13 protein-coding genes are annotated in these 13176 nt (G+C 70.2%); 2 read left to right on the top strand and 11 right to left on the bottom strand.

The features are described 5' to 3' along the window. Positions 1 to 7: 7 nt before the first annotated feature. The 8 genes from SD460_RS06635 to SD460_RS06600 all read right to left on the bottom strand — a co-directional run bounded on the left by SD460_RS06635 (position 8) and on the right by SD460_RS06600 (position 8526). On the bottom strand, positions 8 to 1828 hold the full coding sequence (locus tag SD460_RS06635; RefSeq protein ID WP_290056751.1) for a phosphoenolpyruvate carboxykinase (GTP): 1821 nt from the start codon (positions 1826 to 1828) through the stop codon (positions 8 to 10). 294 nt (positions 1829 to 2122) lie between these two features. Further along, positions 2123 to 2821, bottom strand: coding sequence for a hypothetical protein (locus SD460_RS06630; RefSeq protein ID WP_290056749.1), 699 nt, complete (start codon positions 2819 to 2821; stop codon positions 2123 to 2125). A gap of 103 nt (positions 2822 to 2924) precedes the next feature. Then, positions 2925 to 4763: a dynamin family protein gene (locus tag SD460_RS06625; RefSeq protein ID WP_290056748.1), complete on the bottom strand. Its 1839-nt coding sequence runs from the start codon at positions 4761 to 4763 to the stop codon at positions 2925 to 2927. Continuing rightward, positions 4760 to 5155, bottom strand: coding sequence for a nucleotide exchange factor GrpE (locus SD460_RS06620; protein ID WP_290056747.1), 396 nt, complete (start codon positions 5153 to 5155; stop codon positions 4760 to 4762). The genes SD460_RS06625 and SD460_RS06620 overlap by 4 nt, the downstream gene beginning before the upstream one ends. An 18-nt stretch (positions 5156 to 5173) precedes the next feature. After that, on the bottom strand, positions 5174 to 5788 hold the full coding sequence (locus SD460_RS06615) for a TetR/AcrR family transcriptional regulator (protein ID WP_290056745.1): 615 nt from the start codon (positions 5786 to 5788) through the stop codon (positions 5174 to 5176). Beyond that, on the bottom strand, positions 5785 to 6264 hold the full coding sequence (locus SD460_RS06610) for a YqeB family protein (protein WP_290056744.1): 480 nt from the start codon (positions 6262 to 6264) through the stop codon (positions 5785 to 5787). Before SD460_RS06610 ends, SD460_RS06615 begins: the two co-directional genes overlap by 4 nt. A gap of 45 nt (positions 6265 to 6309) precedes the next feature. Next, entirely contained in the window at positions 6310 to 6957 is a 648-nt protein-coding gene (locus SD460_RS06605; RefSeq protein ID WP_318305994.1) for a hypothetical protein, read from the bottom strand. Positions 6958 to 7017: 60 nt separating this feature from the next. Continuing rightward, positions 7018 to 8526, bottom strand: a complete 1509-nt coding sequence (locus SD460_RS06600) for a dynamin family protein (RefSeq protein WP_290056763.1) — start codon at positions 8524 to 8526, stop codon at positions 7018 to 7020. A gap of 189 nt (positions 8527 to 8715) precedes the next feature. Here SD460_RS06600 and SD460_RS06595 point away from each other — a divergent pair, with 189 nt between their 5' ends. Continuing rightward, the gene (locus tag SD460_RS06595) at positions 8716 to 9879 is read left to right on the top strand and encodes a sensor histidine kinase (RefSeq protein WP_438860834.1); all 1164 of its coding nucleotides are present in this window, start codon (positions 8716 to 8718) and stop codon (positions 9877 to 9879) included. After that, on the top strand, positions 9876 to 10532 hold the full coding sequence (locus tag SD460_RS06590) for a response regulator (protein ID WP_290056742.1): 657 nt from the start codon (positions 9876 to 9878) through the stop codon (positions 10530 to 10532). The genes SD460_RS06595 and SD460_RS06590 overlap by 4 nt, the downstream gene beginning before the upstream one ends. Before the next feature lie 15 nt (positions 10533 to 10547). Here the strand turns inward: SD460_RS06590 and SD460_RS06585 are convergent, their stop codons facing one another. The 3 genes from SD460_RS06585 to SD460_RS06575 all read right to left on the bottom strand — a co-directional run bounded on the left by SD460_RS06585 (position 10548) and on the right by SD460_RS06575 (position 13103). Beyond that, the gene (locus SD460_RS06585) at positions 10548 to 11438 is read right to left on the bottom strand and encodes a PDDEXK family nuclease (RefSeq protein WP_290056741.1); all 891 of its coding nucleotides are present in this window, start codon (positions 11436 to 11438) and stop codon (positions 10548 to 10550) included. 169 nt (positions 11439 to 11607) lie between these two features. After that, positions 11608 to 12519, bottom strand: a complete 912-nt coding sequence (locus SD460_RS06580; protein ID WP_290056739.1) for an SDR family NAD(P)-dependent oxidoreductase — start codon at positions 12517 to 12519, stop codon at positions 11608 to 11610. After that, positions 12516 to 13103, bottom strand: coding sequence for a TetR/AcrR family transcriptional regulator (locus tag SD460_RS06575; RefSeq protein WP_290056737.1), 588 nt, complete (start codon positions 13101 to 13103; stop codon positions 12516 to 12518). Before SD460_RS06575 ends, SD460_RS06580 begins: the two co-directional genes overlap by 4 nt. Positions 13104 to 13176 lie beyond the last annotated feature (73 nt).

The following is a 13176-nucleotide window of genomic DNA, read 5'->3' as shown; positions in this document are numbered from 1 at the left end:
ATCAAACTCAGCTCAGGCGCTGGGCCAGCGCGTCGAGCTCGTCGCGCAGCGAGGTCGGGACCTCGCCGATCTTCTGGAACCACTCCTCGATCAGCGGCAGCTCCTCGCGCCACTCCTCGGGCTTGACCTCGAGCGCGGCCTGGATGTCCTCGATCGGCTCGGTGAGGCCCTCGGTGTCGAGGTCCTCGGCCCGCGGCACGAAGCCGATCGGCGTCTCGACGGCGTTGCCCTTGCCCTCGACGCGCTCGACGACCCACTTGAGGATCCGCGAGTTCTCGCCGAAGCCCGGCCACAGGAAGCGGCCGTCGTCGCCGCGGCGGAACCAGTTGACGTAGAAGATCTTCGGCAGCTTGTTCGCGTCGGCGTTCTTGCCCAGCGTCAGCCAGTGCTTGAAGTAGTCACCGGCGTGGTAGCCGAGGAACGGCAGCATCGCCATCGGGTCGCGGCGCACGTTGCCGACCGCGCCGGCCGCCGCGGCGGTCGTCTCCGACGACATCGTGGCGCCCATGAACACGCCGTGCTGCCAGTCGCGGGCCTCGTTCACCAGCGGCACCGTCGTCTTGCGGCGGCCACCGAACAGGATTGCCGAGATCGGCACGCCCTTCGGGTCGTCCCACTCGTCGGCGAGGATCGGGCACTGCGACATCGGCGTGCAGTAGCGCGAGTTCGGGTGGGCGGCCTTCTCCTCGGAGTCGGGCGTCCAGTCCTGGCCCTTCCACGACGTGGCGTGGGCGGGCTTGTTCTCCATGCCCTCCCACCAGATGTCGCCGTCGTCGGTCAGGGCCACGTTCGTGAAGACCGTGTTGCCCTGCTCGATCGTGCGCATGGCGTTCGGGTTGGTGTGCCAGTCGGTGCCCGGCGCGACGCCGAAGAAGCCGAACTCCGGGTTCACCGCGTAGAGGCGGCCGTCCTCACCGAAGCGCATCCACGCGATGTCGTCGCCCAGTGTCTCGGCGCGCCAGCCCGGGATGGTCGGCTGCAGCATGGCGAGGTTGGTCTTGCCGCAGGCGCTCGGGAACGCCGCCGCGACGTAGTGGACCTTGTCCTCGGGCGAGATCAGCTTGAGGATCAGCATGTGCTCGGCGAGCCAGCCCTCGTCGCGGGCCATCACCGAGGCGATGCGCAGCGAGTAGCACTTCTTGCCCAGCAGGGAGTTGCCGCCGTAGCCGGAGCCGTAGCTCCAGATCGCCCGCTCTTCCGGGAAGTGCGAAATGTACTTCGTTTCGTTGCAGGGCCAGGAAACGTCCTTCTCGCCCGGCTCGAGCGGCGCACCAACGGAGTGGAGCGCGGGCACGAATTCGCGTTCGCTGCCGTCCGGCGCGATGAACTTCTCGAGGGCCGCCTTGCCCGCGCGCGTCATCACGCGCATCGAAGCGACAACGTAGGCGAAATCGGTGATTTCGATACCCAGCTTGGGATTCTCGTCGGCGAGGGGACCCATGCAGAACGGGATGACGTACATCGTGCGGCCGCGCATCGAGCCCCGGAAGAGCTCGGTCATGGTGGCCTTCATCTCGGCCGGGTCCATCCAGTGGTTGGTCGGACCGGCGTCCTCGGGACGCTCGGAACAGATGAAGGTCCGGTCTTCCACGCGGGCGACGTCGTTGGGGTCGGAAGTAGCCCAGAAGGAGTTCGGCTTCGACTTGAGCTGCACGAACGTGCCGGCGTCGACCAGCTCCTGGTTGATCCGGGCGGCTTCTTCGTCAGACCCGTCGACCCACACCACACGGTCCGGGGTGGTCAGTTCGGCGACCTCCCGGACGAAGGACAGCACGCCAGTGTGCGTCGTCGGCGCGGTGTCCAGTCCGGGGATGGCGACTGCGGTCATCTCTACTCCTGACTTCCGACGACAAACAAGCCCGCACCGGAACGACGCTGTCCCGGTGCGGGCGTCATTGCCGGCGACCGAATGGCTTCGCACACCGGCTGGCGAACCGGTGTGCGGGATTTTGGGATTCTTCGAGGGTAACCGCATGACCGGCAGGTAACAGAGAGCTGACGTGTACGTTCTCTCACAAGACCGATAAGGGAATCGATTCAGAAGCTGGTTTCTTTTTGTTGAAGACATGAAGAAAGCCCGGGGCCGAAGCCCCGGGCTTTCAAACTGTGACCTCGGTTACCCCTAGTTGGGGGAGATCCACTGCCCCGTGCCGGAGTCGATGCGCGCGACGCCTTCCAGCGTCTGCGTGCCGGCCTCGCCCCACGCGGCGTCGGCGGACGGGTCGCCTTCGCTGCCGGAATCCATCAGTCCACTCGAGACCTCGGTCCACTGGCCGGGGCCGGAGTGCTCGAACGTCGTGGTCGTGCCGTCGGCGTCGGTCTGCACCGCGATGTCCGCTTCGCCGTCGCCGTCCTTGTCGGTGAAGGCGATGGTGCCGCCGCTCTTCGTCTCGACGATGGCGGTGTCGTTGTGGCCGTCGTGGTCGGTGTCGATGGTCGCGGCCCCCGCGTCGACCTCGCCGTCCGGCAGGTCGGCGTGGATGTGGCCGCCGGAGCTGTCGTCGCGGCCGCTGCCCGAGTCGTCGTGGCCGCCGCCGTGGGACTCGACCCACTCGCCGCTCGCCTCGTCGTAGACGGCCTGGTCGACGACCTTCCCGTTCTCGTCCAGCACGGCGTACTGGTCGGCTTCACCGTCGTGGTTCGTGTCGATGAAGGCCTGCGAAGTGCCGTCGTCGTGCTCGATGATCGCGGTGTCGTTGACGCCGTCCTCGTTCAGGTCGTAGTTGACCTCGGCCTGGTACTCCTGGCCGTCGACGTGGACGGTCATCGCGTTCGTACCGCTCGCGTCGGTGTCGCTGCCGCCACTCTCGTCGACCCACATGGGAACTTCCCCCTTTTGACCGGGTAACGCCGTCTCTGACCTGCTGTCCGAGGGTATGACTCACCGTATGCCGGTTCGGTTCCGCTCCACAACCGGACGCGCGTCAAGCAGTCTTGTCCCGCAGGGCCCGGATCCTGGTCAGGAAGGTTTCGGCGCGCTCGCGGCCGTCGCTGACCTCTTTGAGGCGCTTCGACACGACGGCGATCTTCTTGGCGCGCTCCTGCGCACCCATCTTGATCGTCTTGTCGACTTCCTTCAGCTCGGCCTCGATCGCGTCGATGCGCCGGCCCAGCGCCTCGTCCAAGGCCATCGACAGCTGCTGTTCGGCTTCGATGAGCTGCTCGGCGACCAGCTGGTCGAGCGTCGAGCGGGCGTCCGCGATGGCCTCGACCAGCCATTGCTTCATGTGCTGCTTGTCGGCCGCGTGCTTGCGCGTGCGGGCCATCCACCAGCCGGCGCCGAGGCCGATGATGATGGTCGCGGGCAGCACGACCGGGTTGAGGATCGCGACGCCCGCCAGCGGCAGCGCCGCCACCTTGCCGGCCCCGACGCCGCCGGAGATGCCCATGAAGACGAGCAGTTTGTCCTCGGCCGTCGGCGGCTTCTTGTCCGGCGGCCGCAGCACCACCGGCGGGCCGCCGGCCCGGGCGAACTGCGCGCGGATGACGTCCAGCTCTTCGGGCGAGAACAGCTCCGAAAGCGAGACGTTGGTGACCTGGTTGAGGCGCTGGGAGAGCAGCATCGAGATCCGCTGCGACGTCGTCTGCAGCGCGATGTCGACCTGCTGCGGCAGCGCGGCCAGCTCGTCGCGCTTGGCCGCGTCGATCAGCTGGCGGAAGTGGGTCTGCGCGTCCCGCATCTGCCGGCTGGACTCGTGCCCGACCTCGACCCGGGTGCGCTGCACCTCGCCGCGCAGCTTGAGCTGCCAGCCGCGGGTCGACGACCGGCGCTCGGCCTGCAGCTGGTCACGGCGTTCGCGCAGCTGCTCGGCCTCGGCCTCCCCGGCGGACAGCGCGCGGCTCTCGGCCTGCAGCTTCGCCTTCAACTCGCCCAGCGCGCTGGAGAGCGCGCGCAGCGTGTTGGCCTCGCCGAGCATCGCCGAGCGGCCGACGAGCAGCTCCTGCAACGCCGTCTGGATCGCCGCGACGCCGGACTTCTCCCGCAGCATGGCGGCCATCTGCTCGTTGGGCGCCTTGGCCGCGGTCTCGAACATCCGCGCCGACACCGGGTGGAACACCGCGTCGGCGAACCGGGGCGCGTGCTCGCGCAGCAGCTGCTGGTCGGCGGCCATCACCTCGCGCCAGCCGCGGAACGCGTCCACCTTGGTCAGCGCGAACACCACGGTCTCGACGCGCTCGCCGACGTCACGCAGGAACTGCAGCTCGGTCGAGGTGAACGGCGCCGACGCGTCGACGACGAACAGCAGCGCGGTCGCGCCCGCGGCGGCTTCCTTGGCGAGCTCGCCGTGCAGCGAGTCGAGCCCGCCGACGCCGGGGGTGTCGACCAGGGAAAGTCGCTCGAGCAGCGGCACCGGACCGGTGACCTCGACGTACCGCGGCGGGATCTGGCCCGGGGGCAGCTCGTGCGCGGCGGACACCCAGTGGATCAGCTGGCCGAGGTCGATCGGCACCGGTGCGAGCTGGCCCGGGTAGCAGGCCTGCGCGCCCCACGCGTCGGCGTGGCCGAACACCAGGTAGGTCGCGGTCGCGACGTCGGCGTCGACCGGGGACAGCCCCGGCGTCGCGAGCAGCGCGTTGACCAGCGAGCTCTTGCCGCGGTTGGTCTCGCCGACGACCACGACGGCCGGCTTCTTCGGCCGGGCCTTCCGGATGTCCTCGACCCACTTGGCCGCGGCCGGGTCGGCGTCGCGGACGACGGTCAGCAGCTGGTCTCGCGCCGCCGCGACCTGCGAAGGCAGGCTCGGCGCGGTGGGTGCGCTCACGGGTTCTTCTTCGCGTAGACGATGACGATCGGGGCACGCAGCAGGCGGTCGTGGTCGGCGAACCCGGTGACCTCGGTTTCCGCGACGACGCCGTCGAGCGCCGGGTCTTCGGTCGGGACCGCGCCGCCGGCCTCGTGACGAGCCGGGTCGAACCGCTCGCCGTCGGGCCGCAGGGCCTGGACGCCGATCGCGGCGAGCCCCTCTTCCAGGCGTTCGACGACGCCGCCGCTGCGGGCGCGGTCCAGGGCGTACAGGCACATCTGGATCAGCGCTTGGCGATCCGCGAGGGCGCGCTCGAGGTCAGTCGCGCCGACCTGCTGCTGCAAGGGGTGCACATCGGTGTCCGACGCGACGGAGCCGCGGTCGGTTCCGTCCTTGCGAAACCACGCCATGGCGACAGTCTGGCGGATTCACCCACCGGGAGGGGGCGGAACCGGCCGAAGGAACCGGATCAGGATCGTCCGGAGGATCGCTCGTTCGGCGGCGAGATCGAGGTCCGGGTCGAGCGCGGCCCGCGAAATCATCGCGTCGAGCAGCCCGGCGACCCAGCCGGCGGCCGCTCGCGGTTCGATGCCCGGGTCGATCAGCCCGGCGTCCTCGGCCCGCTCGACGAGGACCGCCAAGCCGTCACGCAGTGCGCTGTCGTTGCGGTGGATCAGCTCGGCGAACTCCTCGTCGCGGGCGGCCTGCGCGGCGGCCTCCAGGACCAGCCGGCCGACGGCGGGGTGCGCGAGCTGGCCCGCCAGCTCCGCGACGACGTCGAGCAGGGCGGTCCACGGGTCGGCGGCCTGCGCCGCGGTTTCCAGGCGTCCGGCCGTCTCGACGGCGTCGTCGGTGAAGATCGCCGTGAACACCGCGCGCTTGCTGGGGAAGTAGTGGAAGAGGCTGCCGGAGCTGATGCCCGCCGCGCGGCAGATGTCCGCGGTCGTCGTCCGCTCGAAGCCCTTCTCGGCGAAGCAGCCAGCCGCCGCGTCCACGATGGCGCTTCGTTTGGCCGCGTGCTTGGCCGGGTCGACGGTCCTCATCGCTCGACCGGCGGGTCGTCACGCCACGGGTAGCCGTGCTCGGCGAAGGCGGGGGCCAGCTCGCGGCCCGAGAGGTCGGTCTTCTCGCGGGCGATCTCCCGGCCGTCGGTGGTGCGCAGGACGAGCTCCTTGCCGTCGAGGTAGACGGCGTCGAGATCGGCCTCGATGCGGCGGGTCTTGTCGCCGCGGACCAGCGTGACGCGGGTCGGCGAGACCGTGACCACCAGGCGCTCGTGCGCCCAGACGACGGCGAACACCAGGCCGAGCACCAGCCCGCCGGCGACCGCGGCCAGCGTCGCCCACGGCTGGGGCAGCTTCGTGAGCACCTTGAACACGCCTTGGAACGGGAACGCGGGCAGCTCGCTGACCCAGGCGGCGACGGCCCACACGCCCACGCCGAGCGTGCCCCCGAGCAGGGGACAGCCGATCCAGGACCCGGTGCGCAGCCACGGCGGCTCGTCGACGGTCGTTTCCACGCCGCCTATTATCAGACCGCGTGCTCGGTTTATGAAAGCCGGGGGTCAGACCAGCTGGGCGATCACGTCCCGGAGCACGGCTTCCAGCCCCGGACCGTCCTCGGCGAGCCGGGACGAGACCAGCAGCTGGTCGTCGGCCGTGCGCAGCCAGATCGACCCGGCGACGGAGATCTCGATGACGTTCAACCGGAACGGGTAAGCCCGCCGGCCCTGCTTGACCTCGGCCTCGCGGACCAGCTGGCCGAGCCGCTCGCCGGCGACGATCTGGCGCCGGTAGAAACCGGGCGCCCACGGCGTGCCGCCCGACGGCTCGTTCGACCCCCGCAACGCGGGCCCGCGGGCGTTCGCGAAGTGGCGGGCCGCGACGGGACCGAACAGGTCGACCGCCTGCCGCATCGCGGAGCCCGGTTCGAGGGCGGGCCTGCCGTACCGGGTGCGCGGGCTGCGCGGGTCCGGGTCTTCACGGCTGCGCAGCGACGCCAGCAGCTCGGTCCACCACGCGGCCCACTGGGCCTGGACCGCCGCCCGGTCGATCCCCGGCGGGACGTGGACCGGAACCCGCGGCTCCACCGGCGGCAGCACCTGCTCTTCGGAAACGGACAGGGCCAGTGCGTCGCGGATGTACAGCGCGACGTCGACGTCCGTCTCGCTGCTCCACCCGGCTCGCCAGGATGTCGTGTTTTCCAGTCGCACGTTTCCCACAGTACGCGGGAGAGCGCCTCGACCAGGGAAAGTCGGCAACCAGAAACAAACTCAGGCTTCGCGCACTTGCTGCCACATCAAGAAGTAGGCGCGGTGCACGACGTGCGCGACGCGGCTCTGCGCCGGCGTCGCGCCGAAGGACGCGAAGGAGCGCCACCAGCCCGCGCGTTCGAGGGCGTGCGCGGCCAGCTCCGGCCGCGGGGCGCCGGGCTTGCCGAGCTGGGCGCCGATGTCGGCGTTGCTGCCCACCCGGAGCACCTCTTCGGACAGGTCCTCCGGCATGTCGACCGCGCCGGACGCGACCAGCGTCAGCGCTTCGAGCAGCCGCAGCTGGTGGGCTTCGGGCTTGGCGAGCAGCACCTCGATGGCATCGTGGACGCGCTGGCGTTCGGCCGGGTCGGCCGAGGCGTGCGCGAGCGCGGTGACGGACGCGAGCGCGGCGGCCGCCTTGATGCCGTCGGCGCGGGCGGCGAACACGATCGACAGCCGCTGGCGCACCGCCTCCAGGCCGGACGCGTCGAGCAGCGACCGCCGCAGCGCACCCGCCGTCAGCTCGGGCTCCTTGCGGATCGCCTCGACGGCGTGGGAGATGCCGAACAGGTCGAGCTTCTCCAGCAGCCGCAGCCGCGTGCCCGCCGGGACGTCGCACTCCCAGCTGGTGAAGATGTCGGCCGAGATCAGCATGGTCTGCAGGATGTCGTCGTCGAGTCCGGCGAGCTGCCGCAGCGCCTCGGCGTCGGCGGAGGTGAAGCCGCCGGACTCGGCCGACTCGGCGATCAGCCCGATCACCGGCAGCACGTCGGCGACGCGCGGCTTCAGCGTCGACGCCTGCTTCTCGGCGAGGAGCGTCGCGGCCTTCCAGACGTCGCCGCCGGAGCCTTCGACCGACTCGGGCGTGATGGTGTCGGCCTTGTTGAGCACGGCGATCGCGTTGACCGGGCCCGCCTCGCGGCTCGCCGTGGCCGCGGTGAACGCGGCGAGCGCCTGCTGGTCGTCGGCGCGGACGCCCTGGGTGACGACGTACAGCACGGCTTCGGCGCCGGCGACGGCGTTGCGCGAGGTGTCGTCGAGCTCGTCCGAGCCTTCGTCGTCCTTGGCGTGCTTCGCGGCGCCCAGCAGCTGCTCGGTGCGGGACACCGAAGCGGCGTCGAGCGACCCGAGCCCCGGGGTGTCGATCACCGTCATGCCCTGCAGGACGGCGTTGGTCAGGTACGCCTCGATGTGCGACACCTTGTCGATGTCGACGCCCAGCTCGGCCGGGATCATCCCGTCGGCGGCGAAGGGGAGCACCTGCTTGCGGCCGTCGGTGAAGACGATCTCGACGCGGTCCACCGTGCCGTACTGGAACCGGGTCACCAGCCGCGTGCACTCGCCGATGTCGGTCGGCGCGACCCGGCGCCCGATCAGGGCGTTGACCAGCGTCGACTTGCCCGATTTGATCCGGCCCGCGACGGCCACCTGCAGCGGCGCGCCGAGCCGGCGCAGCACCTCGGCGAACCCGGCGGCGGTGCGCGCGGACACCTGCGACTGCAGGCGGTGGCACAGGTTGGCCACCGACATCGACAGCGGGCCCGCGAGCCGGCCCTGCTCCGGTGACGTCACGGCCCCCAGCCCTCTCGTCGAACGGACAACCCCGTGAATCGTGCCATGTCCCTCATCCGGAGGTCGCACCCAAGGTGGTACCGCCGACCGACGCGCGTTCGGCGGCCCGGGACCTAGTGTTGTCTGGTGCGACGGCTGAGCCTCTGGATGCGTGCCCACCCCATGGCGGGCGACACGGTGCTGGCCGTCCTGCTCGGCCTGGTCGACATGCTGCTGTTCGTCGCCGACGGCCTGGCCGAGATCGCCGAGCTGCCGCCCTGGTACATCGCCGTGCCGGTGAACATCGCGATGGTGGTGCCGCTGGTGTTCCGGCGAAAGTCGCCGCTGTGGTCGGCGTACGTCGTGCTGGTGATCAGCGTCGTGCACGCGACGCTGCAGCTCGGCGTCTCCAGCGTCGCCGGCCTCGCGATGAGCATCTATTCGGTCGTCGTCTACGCCGGGCGGCGCCAAGGGCTGATCTTCGTCGGCGCGGTGGTCGTCTCGTCGGCCGTGCAGCTGGCGCTGGAGCAGACCGACGAGCTGTTCATCTCGGTGCTGTTCCTCGCGTTCGGCATCGCCCTGTGCTGGACCCTCGGCGAGTTCGTCGGGGCCCGGCGCGCCTACGACGTGGAAGTGGAGGCCAGGTTGCACCTGCTCGAGACCGAACGGGACCAGGCCACCCGGATCGCGGTGGCCGAGGAACGCGGGCGCATCGCGCGCGAACTGCACGACGTCGTCGCGCACGCGGTGAGCGTGATGGTGGTGCAGGCCGACGGCGCTTCGTACGCGCTGGAGAGCAACCCCGACCTCGCCCGCCGGGCCCTGCAAACGATTTCCGAGACCGGCCGCGGCGCGCTCGGGGAGCTGCGGCGCCTGCTCGACGTGCTGCGCAGCGACGACGCGGACGGCGAGCCGCGAGTCCCGCAGCCAGACGTGCACGCCCTCGCCGAGCTCGCCGAGCGGATGCGGACCGCCGGGGTGCCGGTGGAGCTGGAGACGAACGAGCTCGGCGACCTGCCGGCCGGCGTCTCGCTGGGGATCTACCGGATCGTCCAGGAGTCGCTGACCAACACGCTCAAGCACGCCGGCCGCGGCGCGACGGCGTCGGTGCGGGTGCACCGGACCGGCGACCTGGTCGAGGTGCTGGTGTCCGACGACGGCGCGGGCCGCGTCCCGCAGCTCGCGGGTTCTTCGCAACGCCTGCCGGGCGGCAACGGCTTGATCGGCATGCGCGAACGCGCGCACGTGTACGGCGGGACTCTGGACGTGGGCCCGGCTCCGAGTGGTGGGTGGCAGGTCCGCGCGGCCCTGCCGGTTAGGTTGGACAAGTGATCCGTGTGGTGGTCGTCGACGACCAGGAACTGATGCGCGTCGGCTTCCGGATGGTGCTCGGCGCGCAGGCCGACATCGACGTCGTCGGCGAGGCGGGCGACGGCGCGCAAGCGATCGCGATGGCCGCGGAACTGCGCCCCGACGTCGTGCTGATGGACGTCCGGATGCCGGTGCTCGACGGCGTCGAGGCGACCAAGCGGATCGTCGCCGACGGCACCGCGCGGGTGCTCGTGATGACGACGTTCGACCTCGACGAGTACGTCTACGCGGCCCTGCAGGGCGGGGCGAGCGGGTTCCTGCTCAAGGACACCCAGCCCGACCACCTGGTCTCGGCCCTGCGCGCGGTCGCTTCGGGCGACGCGGTGGTCTCGCCGTCGGTGACCCGCCGGCTGCTCGACCGTTTCGTCGGCACGGGCGGCACGCCGATGCGCGACACCGCGGAGCTCGACGTGCTGACCGACCGCGAGCGCGAGGTGCTCGTGCTGATCGCCAAGGGCATGTCGAACCTGGAGATCGCGGAGGCGCTGTTCCTCTCCGAGGCGACGGTGAAGACGCACGTCGGGCGGATCCTGGCGAAGCTGGAGCTGCGAGACCGGGTGCAAGCCGTGGTGCTGGCCTACGAAACCGGCCTCGCCCGCCCCGGCCTCGCTTAGCCTCAAGCGGCACTTTCATAGGGAAAGTTCCGCTCGCACGGTCTCGACCACGCGCTTCGGCTCACCGTACAAGTCTGCCTTGGTGACGACCACAAAGCGCCATCCCTCGGACTCGATCGCGGCGCGGCGCTGTGCGTCGAGGCGCGGCTGGATACCTCCGAGGTGCCACTCGCCGTCGTATTCGACCGCCAGCTTCTGTGCCGGAAAGGCCAAATCGAGGCGACCGAGGAACTCACCGTCTCCCGCTACGACGTCGACTTGGACCTCCGGCTTCAAGCCGGCGACGGTGAGCCACACCCTCAGTTCGGACTCGGGAATGCTCTCGGAACGCGCATCTGCCAGCGCAATCGCCTTCCTGGCTCGCACAATGCCGTTGTCTCGGCGTGGTTCGAGGTAGTCGCACAGCTCGGCCAGGTCCACCAACCCGCTGTGGAGGAAGGCATCGAGGTAACCGACGACCCGGGCAAGTGATCGATGGAGCTTGGTGTTGGTGAGGGCGTCCAAAGCGAGCCTCAGGGGCGTGGCGAGCCGGATGGCATCCCACGGCTCGCTATCGATTGTTGTCCGGCTGGTCCGCCGGATGTGCAGCCCCGCCTGCCGATCGAACACCAGATGCTCCGGCACGACGAACTCGACTGGGTCCCGCGAACCGACCAGCTCCAGGCCCCTGACGGCCGCAGCCGAGCACCCGGACAGCACGGCGTCACCGGGTGCGAGCAGAGCAGCGGCCCGGCATCGCATCGAGTACGTCACTTCAGTCGTCGAGGCGACGTAGACGTTCCGGAACAACCGGGTGAACAAGGGAGACCGCAACGCGCGCGACGTCAGCACGTCTTCGGCGACGGCCTGGGTCCCGACGAAGGGCTCGGCGAAGTCGACCAGGTCACTACTGCGAGAACGGAACACACGGCAAGCCTGTGCCAGCCCTCCGACAACCAGCCCGCTTCAAGATCAACTACGCCCCCTTTACCCACATCCCCCGAAATCCCTCCACAACCCGCCACTTTCCCTACGAAAGTGCCACCACCCGACAGCCGGTGGCGGAACTTTCATAGGGAAAGTGGCGCTTTGGGCGTTAGCGGAAGTCGTCCGGTGGGGTGGTGGCCGGGTCCTTGCCCGCGTTGCGGACTTCGGTGAGCCAGCGGCCGAAGTCCGGGCGGTCGCCGTCGATGTCGGTGTAGTCGTACTCCTTCATCAACGTCCAGGACGCCAGGGTTCGGCCGGCGAAGCGGGAAACCGAGGGGTCTTGGGCCAGGGCCGCGACGCCGCGGGCGAGCAGGTACGGCGTCTCGGAGATCTTGAAGTCGACCGGCGCCAGCTTGCCGACCGCGTCGCGCCAGTTTTCCTCGGTGACCTCGAAGTGGTCGAGCATCGACTCCGAGCGCAGGAAGCCCGGTGTGACGGCGAGGCCGACGCAGTCGTTCTTCTTCAGCTCGACGCCGAGGGCGCGGCCGAGGGCGCGGATGCCGCACTTGGCCAGGTAGTACGGCAGGCCCGCGCCGACGTAGTCGTCGTTGTCGCCGTCGGTCACCTCGAGGACCAGGCCGCGGCGGGCGACCACCAGCGGCAGCAGCTTGTGCAGCGCGATGAGGTGGGTGTCCAGCGCGTTGTGCGTCAGCTTCAGCGCGTCTTCCAGCGGCGTCTCCCAGAAGGGCGCGTCGAAGTGGAAGTACATGTCACCGCCCCAGACGTCGTCGACCAGGATGTCGATTCCGTCCACTTCGGACTCGATGCGTGCCTTCAAGGCGTCCACATCGGACACCGAGGTGAAGTCGCAGCGGACGACCACCGCCTTGCCGCCCGCCGCCTCGACCAGTTCGCCCGTCTCTTCGATCGTCTCCGGGCGCTTCAGCGGTGACGACGTCTCGCGCGTCGTGCGGCCGGTGACGTACACCGTCGCGCCCGCGCGGCCCAGTTCCACCGCGATCGCGCGGCCGCAGCCCCGGGTCGCCCCGGTGACGACCGCGACCTTGCCCTGCAAACTCATGCGTCCTCCCGTCCGCGCCACGCGGTCAGCACCGCGTCGACGTCCTCCGCCAGCCGGTCGGCCAGCCGCCCGTGCGGCCGGATCGACCAGTCGATCGACACCCCGTTGATCACGCCGAGCACCGCACGGGCCGCGCGCGGCACGCTCGGGGCGTGCGGCAACGAGGAAGCCGCCGCCCGCACGAGCCGCCGCAGTTCTTGCTCGACCGCCGTGAAGTGCTCGCCCAGCAGCGACCGCAGCACCGGGTCGCCGATGTCCACGCCGAGCTGGCCCAGGTGGTTCGCCGCTTCTTCGGCGTCACCGAGCACCGCGTAGACCGACACCGCCGCGGCGCGCAGGCCGTCGACCGGGTCGTCCGCCCGCTCCGCGCACTCGCGCATCAGCTCGACGGCCCGGCTCGTGGCCCGCCGGCTCATCGCCTGCAGCAGACCGCTCTTCGAGCCGAACCGCTGCGCGACCGTGCCGACCGAGACACCCGCTCCCTCGGCCACATGGGCGAGGGTGAAGCCCGGCCCGCGACGGCCGATGACGGCCTCCGCCGCCGCCAGCAACCGCTCGTCCGTGATGCTCCTCGGCCTGGCCACGCAGTTATTGAACCACAGTTCATTAATTCGGGCGAATCAGGGTCGACTCAGGGTCATCACGGATCGCGCATCG

This window comes from Amycolatopsis solani, from assembly GCF_033441515.1.
Lineage (GTDB): Bacteria > Actinomycetota > Actinomycetes > Mycobacteriales > Pseudonocardiaceae > Amycolatopsis > Amycolatopsis solani.
The sequence above is the reverse complement of the archived record's forward strand: the minus strand, read 5'-3'. Positions and strand labels throughout refer to the sequence as shown.

Coding starts and splice junctions, on each gene's coding strand:
- SD460_RS06635 (WP_290056751.1), bottom strand. CDS start 1,828: ATGACCGCAGTCGCCATCCCCGGACTGGACACCGCGCCGACGACGCAC.
- SD460_RS06600 (WP_290056763.1), bottom strand. CDS start 8,526: ATGTCGGTGGCCAACCTGTGCCACCGCCTGCAGTCGCAGGTGTCCGCG.
- SD460_RS06595 (WP_438860834.1), top strand. CDS start 8,716: ATGCGTGCCCACCCCATGGCGGGCGACACGGTGCTGGCCGTCCTGCTC.
- SD460_RS06620 (WP_290056747.1), bottom strand. CDS start 5,155: ATGGCGTGGTTTCGCAAGGACGGAACCGACCGCGGCTCCGTCGCGTCG.
- SD460_RS06630 (WP_290056749.1), bottom strand. CDS start 2,821: ATGTGGGTCGACGAGAGTGGCGGCAGCGACACCGACGCGAGCGGTACG.
- SD460_RS06580 (WP_290056739.1), bottom strand. CDS start 12,519: ATGAGTTTGCAGGGCAAGGTCGCGGTCGTCACCGGGGCGACCCGGGGC.
- SD460_RS06615 (WP_290056745.1), bottom strand. CDS start 5,788: ATGAGGACCGTCGACCCGGCCAAGCACGCGGCCAAACGAAGCGCCATC.